Raw genomic sequence first — 23,651 nt, 5'->3', positions numbered from 1 at the left:
ATCAGACTGAATAAGATGCTTCAACATTTAACTTTTGCACTCTATAAAATTTAAAATTGCTTTCTTGGCATCGAGATACAACTGCGTCTCGGACACGTCTACCAAACGGCCATTTGTTACTACTAACGCCCCATTTACAAACGTATGGCAGACATCTCGGCTAGACGCATTGTAGACAATTTGAGCATAGACATTTTCCGCATCTAAAGGGACCATCATCGATTCGAATTTGTCAATGCGCAACGTGATGATGTCCGCATACTTTCCAACTTCCACACTGCCAATCTCAGAATCCTTTCCAAGCGCTTCTGCAGCTTTTATCGTTGCCATCTCGAAAACGCTTTTAGCATTCATTATGGTAGAGTCCAGCTGATTGCCTTTGTGAATCAAGGCGGCCATACGCATTTCCATAAATATATTGAGTTCATTGTTGCATGGACTGCCATCTGCACCTAAAGTGACTCTTGCGCCTCTCTGTAACATCTTGTGAACAGGGGCAAATCCAGAGGCCAATTTCATATTCGAACTTGGGCAATGCGATATAACCGTTCCCGCATCTATCAGATACTGTATTTCAAGATCACTTAAATGAATACAATGTGCCAAGATCACATGTTTTCCTAAAAAGCCAATTTGCTTCAAGTACTCAATATTCTCCATGCCTGTTCTCTTCCTGACAATTGCAATTTCGCCTTTATTTTCTGAAGCGTGTGTGTGTAGCCTCACGCCATATGTCTTACTCATTTTTACACTTGCCCTGAGCAACTCATCAGAACAGGAGACCACAAAACGAGGTGCCAGCGCATATTCAATTAAGCCATGATTGGTTTGATGCCACTTTTTGATCAGTCTTTCACTTTCAGCTAGAGATGCTGTCATGCTTTCCATGAGACCTCTCGGAACACCTTCATTATAGTCCATCATGCATTTCCCACTAATAGCGCGTATGCCCATCTCTTTCAAGGCCTCAAAGCTCGACTCTGTATGATTGACCGTTTCCATATTGACAATCGTCGTGGTGCCACCTTTTAAAAGCTCTCCAATACCCACTTTCGATGAGATGTAATTCGTCTCAGCCGTATGAGCGGCCTCTGATGGCCATATTTTTGTCTGCAACCAATCCATCAGCTGCAAATCATCTCCCAGACCTTTAAAAAGTGTCTGGGTTAAATGTGTATGCGTTTGAATCAAACCAGGCAAAATCAATTGTCCTGTGCAATCTATCAACTCATCAAAATCGCCAAACACGTTTTTTAAATCATGCATCAAGTCTTCAAGCGTTTCGTGCTTAACCACTTTTTTTATCAATTCATTTTCAATTAAGATACTACCGCAAAATACTTCGCGTTTTTGATTCATGGTCACAATTAGACCGTTACCAAGGACTCTTTTCATTCTTTAACTCCATTTTCAATCTTATAAGCTTACCCACAGTATAAGTCTATAAGATATTGATGAGGAGTACATTATAAAAACTCTCTAATTCCATACTACTTATTTGTTTTTTTTGCGGCGTTGCTGAATATCTTTTACAGGCCTTAAAAGATTCGGGTATCTAATGGACTTCATCCTTGGAAATGCTCTATATAGCCTTAAATCATAAATTTTCTCTGCAAGTTCCGCCTTGACCTTCGCCGCTTCAGCTTGTCTTTTTTCAATTGCATCTTTTAGGTTATATTCTACAAATTCCAAGCGTTCTTTAACTTCTTGTTCAATTTTGTCTTTGAGTTCTTCGTTAAAATCCTCAAAATCTTCCATTTTCTCCTTGAGTTCGACAGAGAGGGCCAGACGTTTTTCTTCAAACTCTTCTCGAACACGCTCTATATCTTGTCGTATTGGCAGGCTGATTCTTTCAATATCGCTTTTCAACTGAACACTCATGCGCTCAAGCTCGATAATTAAGTTTCTAAGATCAATCATACCTCTAACGGTTTTATAACCATCCACTGCAAAATAGAGCATGAATAAACAACCTATCTCCACATAGACTGGTCCTTCTAAATAGTGCAACGCCTTCATAATCAAGGGATTTACAACTTTGATTACAAATACGCCAACGACGCCCCAATAAATCGAAAATCTCAAACAAATGTAGCCCATAACATTAAATTTTTTATCTGAATAATCCCACCACTTGGCGTGAAACATTTTTTCTAAAAAATAGCCTGTTAACCACTCAAGGCCCGATGTCACAAATACTACAAGTAGAAACATCTCTATTAAGGAAAGGTCTCTATTTTGCATGATATGACTGTTAAAAAACTCTACAATACCGATAATCGCCACAGCGCCGACACCATAGATCGGACAGAATGGCCCATATAAAAAACCTCTATTAATCCATTTGTGTTCCTTTGAATACGCATATATAACTTCTGTCACCCACCCAATAAAAGCGTATGAAACAAATATTAGAAAAAGTGTTATAAAGTCTGTCGCCATCATTGCCTCCGATAAAAATTAATTAATTGTGATTTGTAATTGATTTTTGTTTGGCATTTCGATATAATAAACTTGCAGATTGCATTCCCGTGCAATTAATTCCATTTAACATTTTTTGTACATACTTAAATCACAAACCCCGATTTAAATATGGTTGTTGCCTTTGCATTAATTGCAAAGGCATATTTTTTTGTCTCATTACCCTGTTTTAAATTAAAGAGCCTTGAAAATAACAACACGCACAACCTATTTCAATACGAAAAAGTACCGTAAAAGTTTTTTAAGCCCTAGCCGATGACCAATTTGATTACGAAGAACAACGCAATGACGTAAGTTAAGATCGGAACTTCATTGCCTCTTTTGGTAAAAACTTTAAGGATGACATAAGATAGTACCCCAAACACAATACCCTCGGAAATAGAATAAGCCAGTGGCATCATAATCATTGTCAAAAATGCTGGAATAAGCTCCGTATAATCATCAAAATCAATTTCTTTAATCGGACTCATCATAAAGACGCCCACCAATACAAGCGCAGGTGTTGTCGCCGCCGACGGAATCATAATAAACAGTGGCGATAATAACAACGCTACACCAAATAAACCCGCAGTCACAACAGAAGTAAGTCCTGTTCGGCCACCTTCGGCAACACCAGAGGCAGATTCCACATAAGTTGTCACTGTACTCGTTCCAAAGATGGCTCCCACTGTGGTGCCCACTGCATCTGCAAAAAGAGCTTGTTTTACCTTTGGCACCTTGCCGTCCACAAGCATATCTGCCTTAGTGGCCACACCAACCAAAGTTCCCACTGTGTCAAACATATCCACAAATAAGAACACAAATAAAACCGAAATCATATCTAAAGAAAAAATTTCTCGCCATTCAAAATTGAAAAAATAAGGCGTTGATGGCAACTGCCATAGCGTTTCAGGAAAATGAGTGATCCCCATTGGAAACCCTATAATCGTCGTAAGGATAATAGAAATAAAAAGAGCACCTTTTATATTTAAAGCAAGCAATACCCCTGCAATTACTATACCAATCAATGCCAAAAGGCTTGAACCAGAGGTCACATCTCCAAGTTGAACAATCGTATCTCCGTGGACGATAATACCCGAATTCGCTAGTCCAATAAAGGCAATGAAAAGACCAATCCCCACAGAAATTGCGCGTTTAATATTAGCAGGTAAGGCATTTATAATTGCCTCTCTCACATTAAAAAATGTTAAAAGTAAGAAGACGATCCCCTCTAAAAAAACTGCAGTAAGCGCGAATTCAAAAGATTTATGCCCTGCAACGACCACCGTGTATGCAAAAAAAGCATTGAGTCCCATACCCGGCGCTAAAGCAAACGGTAAATTAGCTGTAAAAGCCATCACCAAAGTAGCGATAATAGCCGAAATCGCAGTGGCTGTGAAAACTTTTCCAAAGTCCATGCCTGCATTTTCAAGTGTTCCTGGGTTGACAATGAGAATATATGCCATTGTCATAAAAGTTGTAAACCCGGCGATAACTTCCGTTTTTACATTTGTGTTATGTTCTTTGAGCCTAAAAGTCTTCTCAATGAACCTTTCATTTTTTTCCATTTTCTAAATTCCTCCATAATTTCGAATAAAGCATTTATTTATAATTGATAATAAAGCACGTAACAATTCTACCAAACCTGTCTTTGAAACACAAACAATTAAAACCCAAATACAAGATAAAAAAACTCTAAGACAATAATTGGCATACAATTACTTGAATTTAGAGTTTTTCATGTCTAATTTTCTGATGGTTCTATCTGATGGCTCTAAAGGTATGTTTGAATTAAATGTTTAGATTATGTGTTTAAATTATAGATTTGGACTGTATGCTTATTTTAAACGACTAACCCCTTTATCAGTGCATATACAATAGGGAGTAAAACGCTTGGAAGCATATTACCAATTTTAAGTTTAATGTTGCCCAGCATGGATATGCCGAGACCGAGTATCAACAGCCCACCAGTTGCAGACATTTGCGTAACGACTGGATCCGTGAGCAATTGTTTTAAGCCACCTGCTGCCAGCGTGATCGTCCCTTCATAAATGAACACAGTCACTGCTGAAAAGATTACGCCTACGCCTAGTGTCGAAGCAAATATAATGGAAATAATACCATCTAAAATAGACTTTGCAAATAAGATCTCATGATTGCCGTTTAAACCACTTTCAAGAGCGCCCATAATGGCCATGGCGCCAACACAATACAACAAACTTGCCGTTACGAACCCCTTGCTAAATGTCGATCCCTCTGAAGCGTATTTGGATTGCAGATGATCACCCAATCTCTCAAGTCGTTTTTCAATGTCAATGACTTCTCCAACAGCAGTGCCTATGACGACAAAAAATATAATTTCCATAATATATGACGTCCCGCTAAGTGCGCCAGACATGCCAATGAGTATAATGCATAATCCCATGCCTTGCATAATGGATTGACTTATCTTTTCTGGTAGCCCGCCCTTTAGCAAAACGCCAACCAAACCACCAGCAACTATAGCAATTGTATTTACAACAGTTCCTAACATCTTTATGCCTCCCAAAAGTAATTTCCTACTCATGTATCATAAAATAATTTGAACCACTAATCAATATCTTTTGTATGTCCGCCCCTTTATATTTCGTTTTTAAAGGCATAAAAAACTCTAAATCAATATAAGGGGCATATGATTTATACCCTCCGATCTATTGATTTAGAGTTCTTAACGTCATAATGAATCCGTACATATTTATTTCACGCAGCACTTTAAAGCCATTTATAAGCTTTCTATCGGCTAAGTGATCTATCTGACAACCGGCTCTTTTATAGCCTTCTCACACGCTTCTGACTAAAATAACCCGATGATTTCACCATCTGACAGAATGTCTATCTTGTTTGCCGCAGGTACCTTTGGAAGACCTGGCATTCTCATAATGTTACCTGCCATTGGAATGATAAAGCCAGCACCAGCGGATACTTTGATATCGTTAATTGTGATTTTAAAGCCATCTGGTGCACCCAGCAAATCTTGATCATCCGAGAACGAGTATTGTGTTTTCGCCATACAAATCGGCAGTTCTCCAAGACCGTCTTCTTCAAACTTCTTAATCTTCTTAAGTACGGCAGGCGTAAATTCAACGCCATCTGCTCTATAAATTTCTTTGGCGATGATTTCTATTTTTTCTATAATTGGCATTTCAAGCGCATACAATGGCTTGAAGTTTGCCACACCAGACTCAGCAAGTTCGACCACTTTCTCTGCGAGTTTAATCGCACCTTCGCCACCTTTAGCAAACACTTGTGTCAACACAACAGGCACACCTAGAGCGGCACATTTTGTCTCGAGTAGGTTTAATTCAGCTTCCGTATCCGTTGGGAATTCATTGATGGCAACCACACATGGCACACCAAATTTCTTAACGTTTTCTATGTGTCTCTGAAGGTTTTCAAACCCCGCTTCAAGAGCTTTTACATTTTCTACGGACAACTCGTTTTTACCCACGCCACCATGTTTTTTAAGGGCTTTTACTGTGGCAACAATAACCACTGCACTTGGATCGAGATTCGCATAGCGACACTTGATATCAAAGAATTTTTCAGCGCCAAGGTCTGCTCCAAAACCTGCTTCAGTGACGACATAATCTGCAAGCTTAAGTGCTGTTTTAGTCGCCACAACGGAATTACAGCCATGTGCTATATTGGCAAATGGGCCTCCATGAATAAATGCAGGTGTATTTTCAAGTGTTTGGACGAGGTTGGGTTTAATTGCATCTTTGAGAAGCAACGCCATTGCACCCACTGCATCTAAATCCTTAGCCGTCACAGGCTGATTCGCATAAGTATAACCGATGATCATTTTAGAAAGTCTCTCTTTTAAGTCATCCAGACTGTTCGCCAGACACAAAATAGCCATTATTTCTGATGCAACAGAGATATCAAAACCATCTTCTCGAGTAACGCCGTTCGTCTTGCCACCCAATCCCACAACGATGTTCCTAAGCGAACGATCGTTCATGTCCACAACACGTCTCCATGCAATTCTGTTCGGATCAATGCCAAGCGGATTGCCTTGATGTAAATGATTGTCTATAAGTGCTGCTAAGAGGTTGTTTGCCGTTGTCACCGCATGAATGTCTCCAGTGAAATGAAGATTGATATCCTCCATAGGCACGACCTGCGCATAGCCACCACCAGCTGCACCACCCTTAACTCCAAAACAAGGTCCCAAAGAAGGCTCCCTTAAAGCCGTGAATGTTCTCTTGCCAATCTTATTAAGTCCCATGCTCAAACCCACGTTTACGGTGGTTTTACCTTCACCTGCAGCCGTTGGATTAATTGCAGTGACTAAGATGAGCTTGCCATTAGCTTGATCCGCTCTCTCTTTTAAAATATCTAAACTCACTTTAGCTTTGAAATTGCCATAAAGCTCCAAATCCTTTTCGTCAATACCCACTTTACCTGCGACTTCCTTAATGTGAAGCATTTGAGCTTCTTGAGCAATTTGAACATCTGTTTTCATCTTTGTTCTCCTTTCATCATTCGGGGCGCACATCAGCCCAATCACTATTCATATTCCATCATATAAGCTAACGACAGACATTTCAATACTATTTTTTGTTTTTAAACATCCCATAGTAGAGCACTGGCAAAACAATGCCGCCACCGAGGATGTTGCCAATCGTTACGGGTACCATATTGCCTAAAAAATCTGCAATGCTAAACTGTACGCCTGCAAACCACGCTAAACTGAAATAGAGCATATTGGCAACACAGTGTTCATATCCCGAGTAGACAAAAAGTGTAATTGGAAGCCATATAAGCACTGCTTTACCGCCTGCGGAATCACTTGAATACGAAATCCAAACAGCTATGGCAACCAGTATATTGCATAGAATTCCCCTTGCAAGCGCCTCGCTGAAACTCAATGCCACTTTGGCATGAACAACTTTTTCGATCACGTGCAGAAAATCTCCTTGATCATATCCTCCCATGTGAACTAAAAAGGCGATGAACATGGCACCAATTGCATTGTAGCAATAAATTTTGATCCAATTTGAAAAAACATCCTGCCATTTGGATTCACCATGCATTGCAGAAAGGCTCAATAAATTGTTGCCCGTGAAGAGTTCAGCACCTGTAATCAATATCAATAAAAGGCCCACAGGAAACAAGAAAGAGCCAAGGAGTTTGCCCACACCTGCCGGCTGAATATTTGTAACAGCTGCCAAATAGCCGATGCTTCCAAGAGCAATATACGCACCTCCCAGTATTCCTGCAGACAACGTTGCCCTATTTTTCTTTTTTGTTTTTTGAACGCCTGTTTTAATAACAGCACCGTAAATCTCATAATCTGTTTTCATTAAAAATGCCCCTTGATTCGTCTTATTTAAACTTATCATAAGGGCATGTAGTCCATTTTACGTCTTTTGGAGATTTTTAGCGTCTATTTCCTCTAAAGAACACTTCGCATTTTTATCTTAAAATGATTCACTAATTTAATCGTTTCAGGGGTGTTGATAATCTTGGAATGGCGTTCGGCCGCCTCTATAAACTGCATCGCCTTTTCATTATCGCCTTCTTCCCAATAGATCATAGCCAAATAGCACTCTGCTTCACTTCTTCTCCAAACTGTATCAATAGCATCAAAGTGATCCATAGCGTTTTCAAAATATTGTTTTGCAAGTAATTTTTGACCTAAACTATAAGCAATCATCCCTGCATTGGTATTAAAAATGGAAAGTCCTCTAAATATATTGTAGCTTTCACAAATAACGATGGCCTCTTTAACGAATTCAAGCGCTTTTTCAAAGTTGGATTCACGTCTATAAGTCTCAGAAATATAATTATGTGCCGCAGCGATATTGAGTGCGTACTTAGTGGTATTCATCAGCGCTTCAAAGCCTTCTATAGACCTTTCAAAGTGCATCCTCGCACCTTCGTAATCGCCTTTCATCATGCACATGATGCCAATCAATCTCTCCAAAATAGAAGTTTTCTTGTCATTCCGATCCATTTCGGACAACCAATTTAGAACTTTTTCCATGTTTTCTAAATCTTCCACTTGAATGCAGTAATAAACCCATTGGATATAGGCCTTCCACAACATATCCTCATCGTGATTGATTTGAGCAAGCTTGATCAGCTTCTCCACCATCTTAATGCCTGTGACATAGTGTCCTTGTCTCACTAAATAGCGCGCATACATGTGAATATACTCCATTTCGAGGGCATCGATTTCTTCACTGCGCTCCTTTTCTTGTTCAATCAGGAATGCGATCTCTCTAAAAGTCTTATCTGGCGTATGTTCTAGTTGTAAAGCTGTTTGATTGTTAATCTCCGGGTAGAGTTCATGTGAAAAATCAAAATAAGTCTTGAGGTATTTTAAATAGTACTTAAGATGTTTTTGATAATTGCCTGCCGCCTGATAGTGATAGATCAACTTTTGAAAAATCAAGACGTCCTTTTTATTGCCCACAATCATCTCTTCAAGCGTATCCGCGATTTTATTGTGTAAAATTTTGCGTTTTGGGAGTGGAATGGCTTCATAGATATATTCCCTCAATTTATGATGGGTAAATCTATAACGTACATCTTCATCCCCTTCATACTCCTTCAAAATAAACTTATCTTTGAGCTCTTGAAGATGGTCGATGGTTTCATAGGGGTCCTTAGCATAAAGCTTTAGCAGAAGGTCGAATTCCAGTTCATCAAAGAACATCGCTGTGATGTTGAGAATCTTCATGGCCTCCTGAGAGATACCAATGAAACGGGCCGCCAGAATATCCTTTATTCGGCGGTTGAGCTTTTCATCCATACTGTTGATATACTCCACCACAAAGAAGGCGTTACCTTCTGTCTCCTTGTAAATTCTGATCTTGGAGGCTTCATCTAGTTGCCCCTCTGTGAGATAGTCAATAAATGCATAAGTATCCTCTTGAGTAAATCGGTCCAAAATCAAATCCTTGATCAAACTGTATTTATGCATAATCGCCATAAATTGATCGATTTTATTGGAATATTCATTGCGCATAGTGCCCATAAAAGTCACATGTTTACAATGCAACATCATGCTGATGAGCAGCTTAAGGCTCGCTTGATCCATCCACTGCAAATCTTCAAATCCCAATAGTATTTTTTGGTGGCATCCAATGTCATCAAAGAGATTGCAGATGATCTTTTCGAGGTAATCCAATTTAATCGTCTCTAAATTTTCCATTCTGAGATTTTCTTGTCTTTCAATAAAACTTGGAAAAACACGCGACAGCATTTGTTGGATCGGCTGTGAAAGTTCTATTGAAGCCATCTTAATAATAGGAGCCAATTGAACGAAAATTTCATTCCAAGGTTTAAAACTAAATTCTTCTTCCATTTGATAGCAATTGGCTTTTAAGATATAAACCGACTGCTTGCTGAAGAGTTCAAAGCTCTCTTCCATGAGCTTAGATTTGCCCACACCAGCTTCGCCCATAATGACAATCCCGCGCCGATCTTTACCCTTTATAAAAGAATCCAATTGCTTCACGATCAGTTCTTTTTCAGGCTCTCTTCCAAAGAGTGTTTCTGCAGTATCTTCGTCCACACGTTGATTGATGAGTTCATAGTAGAGTTCTCGAGTTTCCTTATCTGGCAATATGCCCATCTCTTCATCCAACAACGTCTTCATACGTTGGTATTCTTCAACAATGGGCTTGTACTGATGTTGTAAATGATAAAGTTGCATCAAAAAACGCGTGACTTGTTCATCGAATTCATCGATTTGCCTCATGATAAATGCAATATCCAGAGCTTGATCCAGCAAACTCTGATCATTTTTTTCAAGAACACTTTTTATAAATCTCGATCCTAGAGTCATAAATTTTTGATTTAAGGTTGCCTCATTTGCCATAACCCATTGCTCGAACTTTTCGGATTCCTTTAGAGCAAAGCTTTCTAAAAACTTGCCCTGATAAACCTTTAAAAATTTGAGCTCATCAAAATCATAATCAGATGTTATGACGCAGTTGTCATCGAGTTCAATGATATTCTTATTGGGGCATTGAAAGATATCCAGTCCTAAGTCCTTTTTTAACCGATAGAGACTGTTGCGAAGATTTTTTTTAGCCGTTTGTTCATCCGTATCTGACCAGATTAGATCGACTAATTCTGAGCGCGTCACCCGCTTTTGAACCCCAATATAATAGAGTATTGCCTCACTTTTTTTAAGCGAAATGTCCACTGCTTTGCCATCTATTTCAATATTCGGTTTTCCTAAAAGATTAAGTTTTATCATATTTTGCTCATTTCATCCTAGTTTGCATATCCCAATAAAATGGATTTGTAAAAAGGCTGCCTCTCGAACCTCGATTAGCAGCCATTCTATTTAATACTATTTTCCACCTTTTACATAGTGTTTGTCAACTACAGATTGAACTAAATCCTCTTTTGGAATAAATGGCAATGTGATGTGATCCGTCGGTCTAGAATCATTGTATGCCATGGATGTTTCAAGTGCGTGCTCATTTCTTGCCCAAGCGCGTCTTGCAACCCCGCCCATGACATCAAATGGCATTGCGTTTGAAAGAATTTCATCTACGCGTTCACTGCCATCAAGAACCATTCCAAAGCCACCATTGATGGATTTACCAATGCCTACACCGCCACCATTGTGAAGTGCAATCATACTCATGCCTCGAGCGGCATTTCCTGCAAACACATGTGTTGCCATCTCCGCCATGATATTGGAACCATCTTTGATGTTTGAAGTTTCTCTAAACGGCGAATCTGTTCCGCCAGTATCATGATGATCTCTGCCGAGCATCACGGGGCCGATTTCACCATTTCGAATCATTTCATTAAATTTAAGCGCTATTTTCAATCTGCCCAGTGCATCTTGATATAGGATTCTCGCTTTTGTGCCCACAACCAATTTATTTTTCTCAGCATCTCTAATCCAAGCCCAGTTGTCTCGATCTTGAAATCTTCTGTTCGGATCAATGCAAGACATTGCCGCATGGTCCGTCTTTCTGAGATCCTCATCTTTGCCTGTTAAGCACACCCATCTGAAAGGCCCATAGCCATAATCGAACAGTATAGGACCCATGAGATCTTCAACATAAGAAGGCCAAATGAAGCCGTCTAATTCATTGACACCATTTTTACAAATCTCACTTACGCCTGCATCGAATATCGCCTTCATGAAACTGTTGCCGTAATCGAAGAAATAAACCCCTTTACTGGTAAGTGTCTTAATGGCTTCATAATGTCTCACAAGAGTTTCGTTCACAAGCTTAACAAACTTCGCCTTATCCTTACTGAGCATTTCCGTACGTTCTTCAAAAGTAATGCCTGCTGGGCAATAACCACCGTCATAAACATTGTGACAAGACGTTTGATCCGATAGCAAATCAATGTGGACATCATTCTCAACTGCATATTCCAACAAATCTACAATATTGCCAAGAAATGCTATGGCAGCTTTTGTGCCTGCCGCTTGATGTGCTTTTGCACTGTCAAAAGCCTCTTTTGGCGTCCTAGTAATTTCACTTACCCATCCTTGTGTGTGACGCGTGATGATTCTGGATTCATCCACTTCTGCTATGATCCCTACGCCACCAGCGATTTCAACAGCTTTTCCCTGAGCACCACTCATACCACCGAGTCCTGAAGTGACAAATAAGCGCCCAGTTAAATCTTTATCTTCTGGAATGCCAAGTTTATCTCTACCCGCATTCAAAATTGTTGAATAAGTACCATGTACAATCCCCTGAGGTCCTATATACATCCAGCCACCTGCTGTCATTTGCCCATAAGATGCAACGCCGAGTGCAGCCCCTCGATTCCAGTTATCCAGATCATCGAACATGCCAATCATTAAACCGTTTGTAATAATCGCCCTTGGTGCATTCTTTGGAGATTTAAAGAGTCCCAGCGGATGCCCCGACTGAACCACTAGAGTCTGTTCATCCGTCATCACTTCTAAGTAACGCTTAATCAGGTGATATTGCATCCAATTTTGACAAACTTGGCCTGTTTCGCCATAAGTCACAAGTTCATATGGATAAAGTGCGATATCAAAGTCTAAGTTGTTGTCAATCATCACTTGGATTGCACGACCTTCAACTGTGACACCCTTATAATCGTCAATCGATTTCCCTTTGATTTCCGTTTGCGGTCTGAAACGATAGCCATAGATGCGTCCCATGGTCAAAAGTTCTTCCAAAAATTCTTCCGCCAAAACTTCATGCCAAGCCTCTGGCACATAACGCAACGCATTTTTAAGCGCCAACGCCGTTTCCTCTTTGGATAAAGTAAACTCACGCTTTGGTGCTCTACGAATGCCCTCTACGAACTTAGGTTTCTCTGGTAATGTTTTAAAAACATCCTCCAACTTAACCTGCATTGCTTTTGAAATATCCGAATTATTAATCATCTTCATACGCCTCCCTACTCAGTTCTATTAATCACATTGTAGCGGCGTAACGTCTATTTTAAGTCTTCTTTATCTCAAAAAAAAGTCGATAAGTTTTCAAACCGTTTTCTTGCCTTTGTTCTATAACGATGGCCTCAACGAAAAAAGCACCTCACCAGCTCTAGGACTTGAGCTATTTGTGAAGTGCTTTTTCAAATACGGCATAGTGTGCATACGATTATCGTTTATGACTATGTACCGTCTTTTAATGCTCTTTTAATTCATTACTTTTCATGTTTACTATTTTTTCGTATTCCCTATTTTTGATTTTCAGAAACCGTACCTTTTCCCTTAAATGCCGCAACAGACTGTTGAATGAGTACTAACGAAAGCACCAATAGTGCGATTGAGAAAAATAAAAGTACTGGTTTTTTGAAATTTGCAAAAATCAATTGAACAAGTGCCGCAAGCGTTACGGCAAACATAAATACCATTGGTATAATTACTTCTTTGTATTCTTTTCCCATTTCTTTTAACCATACAGCAAGTGCTAATAATGCAAGTGCAGCTAAAAGTTGGTTTGCCGAACCAAATAGTGGCCATATTTCTTGCCAACCGTAGAAAGCTAAAACGCCGCCAAATGCCACTGTAATCCCTGTTGAAACATATCTGTTTGTAATGCCTTGTTCTGAAACGCCTTCACCTTCCGTAAAGAATTCTTGAAATATAAATCTTGCAAGTCTTGTTGCAGTGTCGAGAGATGTCAAAGCAAAAGCTGAAATTGCAAGTGCAGTAAAGCTCTTTGCAGTTGCAAACGGCAGACCAAATGAAGTCATAAAGGTGCCAAGTCCATCTGCAAATACGTTTACAGGACCACCATTTGCAAGAAGATCTCCCAATTTATCAGCGCCTATATAGCCTGCTGCGATAATCGCAATAACTGCCAAAACGCCTTCAATCAGCATGGAGCCGTAACCGATGATTCTTATATCTTTTTCTGAGTCGATTTGCTTAGAAGTGGTCCCTGAGCCCACCAGTGAATGGAAACCTGAAATCGCACCACACGCCACTGTTACAAAGAGAATTGGGAAAAGAGTGGCCTTATCAATCGTAAAATGTGTTACTGGTGCCAATTCCAGTTTTGGCCCCATTATGACGATACCAACAATCCCACCCAGAAGCATTGCATATAATAGAAATGAATTCAAATAATCTCTAGGTTGCAATAAAATCCATACAGGGGTTACACTTGCCACGAAGATATATCCTAGAAGAATGACCATCCAAACTTCTCTTGAAAGAGAAACTGGGAATAATGTGCCTAGATAGATGCATGCAAAAAGCGAGACGACGCCGATTACAGATCCCACTGCCAAGCTTACACCTCTTCTGTAGACAAAGTATCCAAAGAGCACTGCCAACAAGATGAACATCATCGAAGAAGATGCTGCCGCCGGTACGGATACAAACGTATTGGCAACAATGTTTGTAAATGCTGCAACGACCAACAAAAGTGTCAACCATGCAAATACCGCAAATAATTTTTTACCCTTATCTCCTATAGAAGTGTGAATGACCTCACCTATGGATTTACCATCATTTCTGACGGATGCAAAAAGCGAACCCATGTCATGCACGCCACCAAAGAAGATTGAACCGATGATAATCCATAAAAATACTGGAACCCATCCAAAAATAGCTGCAGAAATCGGACCAACAATTGGACCTGCGCCTGCGATTGAAGAAAAATGATGACCTAATAATACCGGTGCTTTAGCTGGCACATAATCTAACCCATCGCTCAGTCGATGCGCAGGTGTTTTGATGCTTTCATCAATTCCCCACTTCTTCGCAAGAGATGCGCCATATGTGACATAGGCAACTAAGAATAGAACAACAGCAATTAAAATTAATAAGATTGCACTCATTTTGTTCATACCTCCCCAAAATTTTTATATTGAAGTCGTTTGACTTACAATCTTGTCAATAAATTTTCCGTGAAGTTTTAGGAGTCTCTTGAGTTCTTTTTTACCAAACGGATTCGAATAGCCCTTCTGAGCCGTGGTATCCATTAATATGATGCTCCCGTTTACCCAACCTTGAAGCCCCCATTTGATACTTCTATAAAATCTAAATCGCTTTATTGCACTTATAATTTCACTCTGCTGAGGTAAATCCACTTCAATGACATAATACATGGATGTCGCCATGTGATCACTGCTCGCTTCTACGAAATCCGCATATTTATTTTGAAACATTGCCTTGATGGTCTCAATTTTTTCCACTGTCAATGTATTTACTTTTTCATAAAATATGACTTCATTATTTTCAAATGCATAATACACCATGTCTCTTTTTAATGCATACGCACAGTTGCGCTCGTTGTATTTTGCGATAAAATCGCATGTACTCTTTTGAGGTGATAAAATATCGTAATAAGCACTTAAGCTCTCTCTTAAAAATGGACCAAATCCAATGCTTTTCGCCATAGTTTCCAAGGGATTCCTCCTTTATACATCATCAGTTTTAGGATAATTGCATTGATATTACATTTATAATTATCACGTTCATTCTACATAATTTTGTGTATAGGAGCTGATTTTATGAATAAACTGTAACTTTTCGCGTTTAAAGTGCTTATTTTGCGTCTGTAATATCACATATTATTCCAAATATTATTCCAAAACGATCTTCAAAATCGATCTTTTAAGATCAGCAGATCATGATATAATGTATAAAACAATACATCTCAAAAACAATACATCTCAAGGGGCCGCTTATGAAACAAAAAAATCAAGTGAGTATTTTAATTTCTGCCATTATATTGCTTGGCATCTTAGCAACTCTATTTCTGAGTTATTCCACTTACAGCAACATTATTCGCGATGATATTTTAAACATCTCTAAATTGAGTTCTACCAATATTTATTCTGAAATTGACAATGAATTGACTAAGCCCATTTTCGTAGGTCTCACTATGGCAAATGATAGCTTCGTTAAAAACTGGCTGGTACAGGAGGAGACACGTTCAGATTCTGAAATCATAAGCTATCTTGAGGGCATCCGAAACAAATACCATTACCATTCTGTCTTTCTCGTCTCAGATAGCACAAAAAAATATTTTCACTACAATGGCTTGTTTAAAACCATCACACCTGAAGACGCTCATGATATTTGGTATTATCAATTTTCAAATCAAAATGTGCTCTACCTTTTAGACGTCGATCGTGATGAAGTAGACCACCAGCTCCTCACAATATTCGTCAATTGTAAAATTTCAGATAGTACAGGACATCAGTTGGGGGTTACCGGCGTAGGCGTTGAGATGGGATATGTTCAAAAGCTCTTATCTGATTTTGAAAAAAACTACCAGCTTGAAGCCTTCCTAGTAGATGAAAACGGGTTGGTACAAGCACACACAAATGCAGCTTATATCGAAAATAGAAATATAAACGATGAAGGCCTCTATCAAGACATTGGACCTTCGATCTATGGTAAATTAGACAGTATCAATGTGTTCGATGGTGAAGATTCTCATTCCGGACAGTATGTTATCAGCCATTACATCGAAGAGCTCAATTGGTATCTCATCGTGCGCAAGGATACATCCATATTGACAAAATCATTCAATGAACAGCTCTATTATGATTTCTTCATTATCGTCCTTGTGCTCGCCTCAGTTATTTTAATCGTCACAAAAATTCTTAAAAAACACGAAGATCAACTTAATCAAATAGCGCTTGTGGACTCATTAGGCATACTGAACAATCGAAAAGGATTTGATCATCGCCTTAAGGATATTCTTGCAAAGAGCGAAACGCTATGGTCTGTCTTCCTCATGGACCTAGATCACTTTAAACAGGTCAACGACCAGCATGGTCATATTCAAGGCGATAAAGTGCTAAAACACGTCATGACCATTAGTAATAGCACCCTTTCAGAGCACTTGATCACAAGATGGGGTGGCGATGAATTCAGCGGTATTATTTATACGTCTGGAATCGAAGCAGAAACCATACTTGAAAATCTAAGACAGACCATCGCCAATGACCCTATGTTGATTAAATTCAATGTCACTGTGAGTATTGGTCTTTCAGAAGCGACATTATTGGACACAGAGGATACCATCATCAAAAGGGCAGATAAAGCGCTTTATCAAGCTAAAAGTGAAGGAAAAAACAAGGTTGTGAGATTATAGTCTTCACATCAAAATTTCACGGTTTCTCACTAAAACACACCCCAGAATGGCAAAATACTCGAGTTTTGATGCACTGAAGGTCCATGCATCGCATAAAAAAGAAGGTCCAATAATAAGACCTTCTTTTTTTTTTAAAACAACAAGATTTGAGCCATAAGCTGTGCTGAGGAATGTTCAACCTCAAACAGTGTCAGCGAAAATCGGTTTGAGTCATCGAGAAATGACTCAAATGTTGTTCAATACAACAAGATTTGAGCCATAAGCTGTGCTGAGGAATGTTCAACCTCAAACAGCGTCAGCGAAAATCGGTTTGAGTCATCGAGAGATGGCTCAAATGTTGTTAAAATAATGAAATTTGAGTATGCGACCCTTCAATTTGTTGGATGACCTGAAGCTGAGATGGAATGCGCTCTTTGAGTTCTTGCACATGAGATATAATCCCCACAAGTCGATTATGGTTGCTCAGCGACATGAGCGATTCAATGGCCTTATCCAGAGAGTCGCTGTCCAGCGTTCCAAAACCTTCATCTATGAACATCGTCTCTAGACTGATGCCTCCGGAAAACCTCTGAACAATATCAGATAAACCAAGTGCTAACGCCAGGGACGCTTTAAACGTTTCGCCTCCTGAGAGCGTTTTCACATGCCTCAGTTTACCCGTGTACTGATCCATGACTTCTATGTCTAACCCACTTTGAGCATTGCCCTTGCTCTTTTCGCGCTTTCTAATGAGCTCAAATCTACCTGTGGTCATCTTGTGAAGTCTCAAATTTGCAGCATTTAAAACATCCTCAAAATATTGCGAGAGTACAAAATTTTCAAAAGAGAGTCTCTGTGCATTCTGTCCCCTTGCCATTCTTGCCAACTTGCTCACATAAGCATGCTTTAAGCTAATAGATTCTAATTTTAAAAGCAACTGATTGATTTCAGATATGAGCTTTCTATTTTGAGAAACACTTGCAAGCATTTGATTTAACCTTTGCCTTTGTGTTGAAGTGATTGCTTCAATGGCTCTGAGTTGTTCTTCAAGTATGTCTGTATCCTGCATTTGCTTACCCTTTAAGAGTTCACTCTGAGCGGTTAAGGTCTTTTCCAGATCTTGCTTCTGACCGTAGAAAGTCTCCACTTGTTCCGAAAGGCGTTCCATTTCTAGTCGACTCAATTGAGCTGCCCTGTAAGCCTCAACAGTATCAAAGTCATTTTCTGCAAGCACTTGATCAAACACTTGATTCGCCAATTTCAATTTTTCTCTTGCCGCATTTAATTCTTCATCTGCAAGCCTTTTTTTCTCGGAGAGCATATTGAGTGTTTCACGATGCATTGCATGTGTATCCGAGATATTTTGTATTTCTGAGGAAAGCTGCTTTAAATCCTTTTCTAAACGCTTGAGTTCAGCCAATAAAATTGGATATTCTAGAAACTGCTCAGGCACTTTGTCTGTAATTTGGTCTATCTTTGTCTTTAAGCTCTCTCTTTCCAGATAATGTGCATTGAGTTTGTCTTCCAACGATTTTTGAGTTTTTATAAAGGTTTCAAGATTTTTCTCCTGAGTTTCTTGCTGATTCAACAAGAAAGATGCCCTTTCTATATCTCGCTTATATTGACTCTCTTTTTCTGAAAGGCGTGTTTTATAGTTACTTAACTTCACTTGAACTTCATCTTTATGCGTCATAGACGCAGGCGTGTTAAACAACTCCGAAAATTGATTTGCGAATTGTTTCCAAAGCTTATTGAGATTCAAATGCTCTATCTCATTCTGACTCCTTAAAGCGTCCGCTTCCGCTTTTATCTTTTCAAACTGATTCATTTGACCTTCTAAAACACGCCTAGACTCATCAAGTTCTGCTTTGGAAATCACTGCGCCTTCTGATGCAGGGTTCGGATGGTGGCAAGAACCACAGACTGGACAAGGCGACTGATCCTTCAAAGCTTTGGCCAATATGCCTGAATACCCTTTCATAAATTGTGTCTCTAGTTGTTGCCAAGCTTTTCTAGCAGCAGATACGGCATTCGATTGTATTTTTATGCGTTCAGCGAGCTCAGTAAGGGTCTTTTCCCTTTGCTCTAACTGCTGCTCTCGTTCATTCCAATCGTCAAAGACTGAAATAACATGATTTAATGTCGTCCTCTGGCCTGAAAGTGCTGCCAGTTTCACCTTGCTTTCTTGTAATGCGGACACTTTCAAGGCGGTCTCACCTATTTTTTCTTTTAATTTTTCCATATCTCCGATGGCTTGTTCATGTGCCAACGCAAACGTTTCAATTTCCTTTTGAAGTATTTCAAAACGCTTCTGATGCAAATCGAGTGCTTGCACTTCTTCACGGATCATTTTAAGCCTCATAAGTTGCGTCTGAGTTTTTTCATGGACTTCTTTTAACGCCAGAATGCCTTCAAAAGCTTTTTTACTTAAATTATAAGCCACTTCTTCATGGTCATATTGTACTGCAATCTGTTCATAAGCGCGTTTGCGTACATTATAAGACTCTTCTTTTTCCAACTTATGCTTTGCTTCAGAGTCTATCCGCTCAGCTTTCTGTGCAAATTTTATTCTGATCTTGTTCATTTCAGCTTCGGACTCCCCTTTGAGATGTGCTTTGAGTTTTGCCCTACACTGTTGAAGCACTTCAAATTGAATCGTCAATTGCTTTTGATTTGCAATCTCTAATTTCATCTGATCTTGACGCTTAACATCTGCTTCAATTTGTAGTTTCAGCTCACCACACTGCGCTTCATCCGTTTTTATGACCGTATCCACTGCTTCAATAAGCTTCTTAAAATTAGGGATTACAGCGTTTTCCATACACTGTGCCCTTAAAGGGTCAAGAGTTTCTGTTAGACTCAATTGGCCAAGTAGGACTTTAATATGTGCTCCTGTCTCAAAATGTTGATTTCTGAGCAAATCTTCTTCAATTTTCATTTGATCTTGTATGCGTTCAAATAGAGCTGTTCCAAATAATTTTCTAAAAATCTCGGATTTTTCTCTGCTGTCACTTAAAATAAGACGTCTGAATTCACCTTGTGGAATCATCATAATCTGTCTAAATTGTTCGGCATTGAGCCCGAAGAGCGCGTTTATTTTTTCTGTCACATCTTTAACACCCGACAAGATCATGCCATCGCCTTCAAGTTCTGCATCGGTCATTTGAACTGTGAAACCCTCTCCACTGAGTTTGGGTCTCACTTGCTTTGGGATGCGTTTTACCTTATAAATTTTGCCTTTGAGTTCAAATATCAGTGTGACGGACGTCATTTGATCGGGTCTTGCATGGTCACTTCTAAAACTCTCCCCATCTCTTTGATCACCAGAGGATACGCCATATAGTGCATAAATCATCGCATCAAAAATAGTGGTCTTGCCTGCACCCGTCGGACCTGTGATCAAAAAAATGCCCTTTTCTCTAAACGGGTCAAAATGGATGCACTCTTGTTCCGAAAAGGGACCAAAAGCTTCCATAGTCAATGTAATGGGTCTCATTTTAAGATTCTCCCTTCATGGCATTTTCAACAACTTGTTTCACAAAGGCCCTCTCTGTTTCTTCCAGGTTCTCCCCTTCAACGGTTGTATAAAACAGATCAAACAGATGGACTGGATTTTTTTCTCGACGCAGGTCTGTCATTTCTCCTAGGTTTTGCGGGCTGCTTGTACTCTGCTTTTCCATGGATAAAATATTGGGATAAACACTTCTGAGAGTATTCATAGGTTCCATGAGTTCCCCTCGATCAGTAAGAATCGCATGAATATAGTCTTTGCAATTAAACGCCGAGACGATTTCATCCGAAATAAGTTGATCTAGTGGGCCCTTAATCACACGCATATCGCGAATGGGTTTTAGAGGCAAAAATTCAATTTGAGGTGCTTGACCTAAGCTGAGTTCAACTTTAAGAACGCCTTTTTTAACTTGATTTTCTGAGAACGAATACTTCAAAAGAGAGCCCGAATATCTAATCTGATCGCGCCCTGCTCTTTGAAGATTATGCAAATGTCCAAGTGCCACATAATCAAAATCTATAAAGTGTCTATATGAAATCGCATCTGTGCCGCCCATATTGAGTGGTCTTTCTGAATCACTTTCCTCCGGCGCTTCTGTTCCAATTACAAAACCGTGTGCCATGACGACGTTTAGATGTTCAGGTACGGCTTTAGCCCTGATCTGATCCACGATAAATGCCATCGCCTCATCAGGTGTCTTAAGATCTGGATTATGAAAGCACTTCCTCGCTTCAAAAGCTGTCATGAATGGCATGACGTGAAAATCTATAATTGCACCCGATGCATCCTCCAGAGAAATGGTCTCATAACCCTGTTCTGTCTTGCCAACAATGTACAACCCCTTCTTTCTGAGGAGCATTGAACCAAAAGACAACCGCTCACTTGAATCGTGATTGCCACTGCTAATGATGACTTTTACGTTGAGTTCTTCAACGACTTCTGAAAGAAAATCATTTAGCAATGAAACGGCTTCCACCGGTGGAATACTTCTATCATAAATATCTCCTGAAATCATTAAAACTTCAATATGCTCACGGATAAGGGTCTCTTTGAGTTGCTTTAAAATATAAGCTTGGTCTTCTGTCATGAATACATTGTTGATCAGCTTTCCAAGATGCCAATCGGCAGAATGAATCATTTTCATAGCACACCTCCTCTTTCTATTATAGTGGTTATTGACAAAATGGAAACAAAAAAAGAGCCTCCAACCATGTTTAAGTAGGGGCACATTGGGGAGGCTCAAAGGGATAAAACCAAAAAAGGATGAAAGCAAATTTGTGTTTGAATTCACATGATCTAAATCACATGATCTGTTTTACTATATAATTTTTCAACATCTGAAGAGACTCTTTATTCGTGGATTTCATGACAACTACAGTTTTACCATTACGCCAAGCACAATAATTAACTTCGCCTATTTTAAATCTTATGTATGAATTCCCATCTATATCAAAAGTCATTTTGATCAAATTTTTATGATTTAAGATATTATACGCTTCTTGAGCCTTTTCAATGGTATCGTATTTCTTGATGCAAAGCGCCACCACATCAGAATTTACTGAAAAATCGCGCTCATATATTTCATAATCAGAATGTTGATCGTATCCCTTGGAATCATCTGTGAGTACAATTTCAAATGTCTTTTGCGCCTCCATGAACTTGGAGAACTCCAAGATCGAATTTGGGACGCTAAAAGTGATACTTTCACTTGAGAAAAAAAGGAATAACAAAAGGGTAGATAGCATTGCTAAACTCACCTTGACCACATTTTTAATTACCTTTTTAAACATTAAAGATCCTCACTCTCCATTTCTTCTTTAATTGCGAATAGAAAAAACATTAGAATAGCACCTATTAAGATAGAAAATAATGCAATCTGCACTGAATTAAATCGATAATAAAGTGCCATAGGTTCCAGCATCAAAACAATTGCAAAAACACGAATAAGCATTTTAATTTGTTTTGCACCATTAAAAAATAATATAACTGCATATGCTACAGAAGTCACTATTGCATTTAGTATGAAGATCAATGTCGGTGTATATAATTTCATCCAATAGATATCGGTGATTAAACCAGCGATTAAAATTACTTTAAAGAGTACGTACAATTTTTTAATAGGAACCCACCCCCCAAAGCATTCACATAAAGGGTTTAAAAAAATAGGATTTGAGTCAACAGGTTTGCTCAAAATCCCATTTTTTTAAGTTGTCTAGGAGTTTACTAAAATTGTCTAGGAAATTGTTAAAATCTAGGAAATTACTAAAATTGAAAACGCTTATTTACTAGTCGATCTCATTTAAGCATTTTGGTACCTCTGGTTGATGTGCCCAGAACATACATGCTGAGCTCAAATTTGTTAGTGCTAGACCAAAGATTGCCACCATAAAGACTTGATTCATTTTTTCAAATAACATTTTCATAATATTTTTCCCCTTTCTTGTATTTATAAAAGATCGGTATCATGCTGAGCATTTGGCCCATTAATGCCAATGTCATCATTTTAAACCCATCTAAGTAACCTAATACATAAAGGACAAAGCTCAATGCCATAATGCCTGTTGTAAAGTAGAGAGTCTTAACTTTACACCTACGCTTCTGTCTTTCGCTCAGGGGCTTTGAAATGGAATCAAGTGGTGCCATGATCATAATCATCCCACCAGATAACACACCTAAAGTCAGGTAAACGAAAAGCGGTCCATTATAATAGGTCAATATTCCGACGGAGGTCAACGCCATGACAGTTATCGTTGCAAAACAACCTATAAAAGTCTTGGCATGATAGCCTCCCGCATTTAATCTCACAACTGCGAAAGTCAACAGATAAACAGCTAGATGATCTAAGCATCCAAGGAGCAAACCGATTACTATAAATCCTAAAATGTCCAGTAATGTCTCAATGAACAACAGCAATCCGTACTCAAACTTGGCTTCTTCGATCTCATCTTTAAACTGTCCTTGGAAAAATTTTTTTCTTATTCTATTCGCTAGTTTCTGGATCAAATGAATCACACCCCGATAAGTGATATTTTCCCGTGACGTTTTTATTTTTATCTTTTACGCCTGTGTTCATTATATAAGGGTGCTCCTTATAAAATCAATAGGGGTGGCCTATTTGGAACGAATTGTGG

17 protein-coding genes are annotated in these 23,651 nt (G+C 39.1%); 1 reads left to right on the top strand and 16 read right to left on the bottom strand.

Annotated features, from left to right (window positions below; translation table 11 throughout):
* Positions 1-27: 27 nt before the first annotated feature.
* From ISU02_RS18070 to ISU02_RS18025, 10 genes are all read right to left on the bottom strand, one after another.
* A complete protein-coding gene (locus ISU02_RS18070) occupies positions 28-1,395 on the bottom strand; it encodes a 5'-deoxyadenosine deaminase (RefSeq protein WP_194703249.1) in 1,368 nt (455 codons plus the stop codon).
* Between the two features lie 99 nt (positions 1,396-1,494).
* Positions 1,495-2,442 carry a putative ABC transporter permease gene (locus ISU02_RS18065; RefSeq protein WP_194703248.1) on the bottom strand — a complete coding sequence of 316 codons (948 nt, stop codon included), beginning with the start codon at positions 2,440-2,442 and terminating at the stop codon, positions 1,495-1,497.
* A gap of 287 nt (positions 2,443-2,729) precedes the next feature.
* Positions 2,730-4,007: an NCS2 family permease gene (locus tag ISU02_RS18060; RefSeq protein WP_194703340.1), complete on the bottom strand. Its 1,278-nt coding sequence runs from the start codon at positions 4,005-4,007 to the stop codon at positions 2,730-2,732.
* Positions 4,008-4,303: 296 nt separating this feature from the next.
* Positions 4,304-4,993 (bottom strand): DUF554 domain-containing protein, encoded by a 690-nt coding sequence (locus tag ISU02_RS18055; RefSeq protein ID WP_194703247.1) that lies wholly within the window; start codon positions 4,991-4,993, stop codon positions 4,304-4,306.
* A 300-nt stretch (positions 4,994-5,293) separates the two neighbouring features.
* Positions 5,294-6,964 (bottom strand): formate--tetrahydrofolate ligase, encoded by a 1,671-nt coding sequence (locus ISU02_RS18050; protein WP_194703246.1) that lies wholly within the window; start codon positions 6,962-6,964, stop codon positions 5,294-5,296.
* Between the two features lie 88 nt (positions 6,965-7,052).
* Positions 7,053-7,805 carry a formate/nitrite transporter family protein gene (locus ISU02_RS18045; protein WP_194703245.1) on the bottom strand — a complete coding sequence of 251 codons (753 nt, stop codon included), beginning with the start codon at positions 7,803-7,805 and terminating at the stop codon, positions 7,053-7,055.
* Positions 7,806-7,897: 92 nt separating this feature from the next.
* Positions 7,898-10,714: an AAA family ATPase gene (locus ISU02_RS18040; protein ID WP_194703244.1), complete on the bottom strand. Its 2,817-nt coding sequence runs from the start codon at positions 10,712-10,714 to the stop codon at positions 7,898-7,900.
* A 96-nt stretch (positions 10,715-10,810) separates the two neighbouring features.
* Positions 10,811-12,853 (bottom strand): urocanate hydratase, encoded by a 2,043-nt coding sequence (locus tag ISU02_RS18035; RefSeq protein ID WP_194703243.1) that lies wholly within the window; start codon positions 12,851-12,853, stop codon positions 10,811-10,813.
* Positions 12,854-13,149: 296 nt separating this feature from the next.
* Positions 13,150-14,760: a carbon starvation CstA family protein gene (locus ISU02_RS18030; RefSeq protein WP_194703242.1), complete on the bottom strand. Its 1,611-nt coding sequence runs from the start codon at positions 14,758-14,760 to the stop codon at positions 13,150-13,152.
* A gap of 24 nt (positions 14,761-14,784) precedes the next feature.
* Positions 14,785-15,330, bottom strand: coding sequence for a hypothetical protein (locus tag ISU02_RS18025; RefSeq protein ID WP_194703241.1), 546 nt, complete (start codon positions 15,328-15,330; stop codon positions 14,785-14,787).
* A gap of 281 nt (positions 15,331-15,611) precedes the next feature.
* Between ISU02_RS18025 and ISU02_RS18020 the strand changes: the two genes are divergently transcribed.
* Positions 15,612-17,030, top strand: coding sequence for a sensor domain-containing diguanylate cyclase (locus tag ISU02_RS18020; protein WP_194703240.1), 1,419 nt, complete (start codon positions 15,612-15,614; stop codon positions 17,028-17,030).
* Between the two features lie 340 nt (positions 17,031-17,370).
* On the opposite strand, the gene ISU02_RS18015 is transcribed toward ISU02_RS18020, so the two are convergent.
* The 6 genes from ISU02_RS18015 to ISU02_RS17990 form a co-directional block, all read right to left on the bottom strand.
* Positions 17,371-20,505: an AAA family ATPase gene (locus ISU02_RS18015; protein WP_194703239.1), complete on the bottom strand. Its 3,135-nt coding sequence runs from the start codon at positions 20,503-20,505 to the stop codon at positions 17,371-17,373.
* 1 nt (position 20,506) lies between these two features.
* The gene (locus tag ISU02_RS18010) at positions 20,507-21,664 is read right to left on the bottom strand and encodes an exonuclease SbcCD subunit D (protein WP_194703238.1); all 1,158 of its coding nucleotides are present in this window, start codon (positions 21,662-21,664) and stop codon (positions 20,507-20,509) included.
* A gap of 157 nt (positions 21,665-21,821) precedes the next feature.
* Entirely contained in the window at positions 21,822-22,310 is a 489-nt protein-coding gene (locus ISU02_RS18005; protein ID WP_194703237.1) for a hypothetical protein, read from the bottom strand.
* Complete coding sequence (locus ISU02_RS18000) at positions 22,310-22,573, bottom strand: hypothetical protein (protein WP_194703236.1); 264 nt, start codon at positions 22,571-22,573, stop codon at positions 22,310-22,312. The genes ISU02_RS18005 and ISU02_RS18000 overlap by 1 nt, the downstream gene beginning before the upstream one ends.
* A 232-nt stretch (positions 22,574-22,805) precedes the next feature.
* On the bottom strand, positions 22,806-22,943 hold the full coding sequence (locus ISU02_RS17995) for a cyclic lactone autoinducer peptide (RefSeq protein WP_194703235.1): 138 nt from the start codon (positions 22,941-22,943) through the stop codon (positions 22,806-22,808).
* Complete coding sequence (locus tag ISU02_RS17990; protein ID WP_194703234.1) at positions 22,927-23,523, bottom strand: accessory gene regulator ArgB-like protein; 597 nt, start codon at positions 23,521-23,523, stop codon at positions 22,927-22,929. Before ISU02_RS17990 ends, ISU02_RS17995 begins: the two co-directional genes overlap by 17 nt.
* Positions 23,524-23,651: the final 128 nt, after the last annotated feature.

Origin of the sequence: Fusibacter ferrireducens, assembly GCF_015352425.1 — a bacterium.
Lineage (GTDB): Bacteria > Bacillota > Clostridia > Peptostreptococcales > Acidaminobacteraceae > Fusibacter_A > Fusibacter_A ferrireducens.
The sequence above is the reverse complement of the archived record's forward strand: the minus strand, read 5'-3'. Positions and strand labels throughout refer to the sequence as shown.

Bases quoted from the DNA above. Each gene is read 5' to 3' on its own strand.
- ISU02_RS18070 (WP_194703249.1), bottom strand. From the start codon at position 1,395: ATGAAAAGAGTCCTTGGTAACGGTCTAATTGTGACCATGAATCAAAAA.
- ISU02_RS18065 (WP_194703248.1), bottom strand. From the start codon at position 2,442: ATGGCGACAGACTTTATAACACTTTTTCTAATATTTGTTTCATACGCT.
- ISU02_RS18055 (WP_194703247.1), bottom strand. From the start codon at position 4,993: ATGTTAGGAACTGTTGTAAATACAATTGCTATAGTTGCTGGTGGTTTG.
- ISU02_RS18050 (WP_194703246.1), bottom strand. From the start codon at position 6,964: ATGAAAACAGATGTTCAAATTGCTCAAGAAGCTCAAATGCTTCACATT.
- ISU02_RS18045 (WP_194703245.1), bottom strand. From the start codon at position 7,805: ATGAAAACAGATTATGAGATTTACGGTGCTGTTATTAAAACAGGCGTT.
- ISU02_RS18040 (WP_194703244.1), bottom strand. From the start codon at position 10,714: ATGATAAAACTTAATCTTTTAGGAAAACCGAATATTGAAATAGATGGC.
- ISU02_RS18035 (WP_194703243.1), bottom strand. From the start codon at position 12,853: ATGATTAATAATTCGGATATTTCAAAAGCAATGCAGGTTAAGTTGGAG.
- ISU02_RS18030 (WP_194703242.1), bottom strand. From the start codon at position 14,760: ATGAGTGCAATCTTATTAATTTTAATTGCTGTTGTTCTATTCTTAGTT.
- ISU02_RS18020 (WP_194703240.1), top strand. From the start codon at position 15,612: ATGAAACAAAAAAATCAAGTGAGTATTTTAATTTCTGCCATTATATTG.
- ISU02_RS18015 (WP_194703239.1), bottom strand. From the start codon at position 20,505: ATGAGACCCATTACATTGACTATGGAAGCTTTTGGTCCCTTTTCGGAA.
- ISU02_RS18010 (WP_194703238.1), bottom strand. From the start codon at position 21,664: ATGAAAATGATTCATTCTGCCGATTGGCATCTTGGAAAGCTGATCAAC.
- ISU02_RS18005 (WP_194703237.1), bottom strand. From the start codon at position 22,310: ATGTTTAAAAAGGTAATTAAAAATGTGGTCAAGGTGAGTTTAGCAATG.
- ISU02_RS18000 (WP_194703236.1), bottom strand. From the start codon at position 22,573: ATGAAATTATATACACCGACATTGATCTTCATACTAAATGCAATAGTG.
- ISU02_RS17995 (WP_194703235.1), bottom strand. From the start codon at position 22,943: ATGAAAATGTTATTTGAAAAAATGAATCAAGTCTTTATGGTGGCAATC.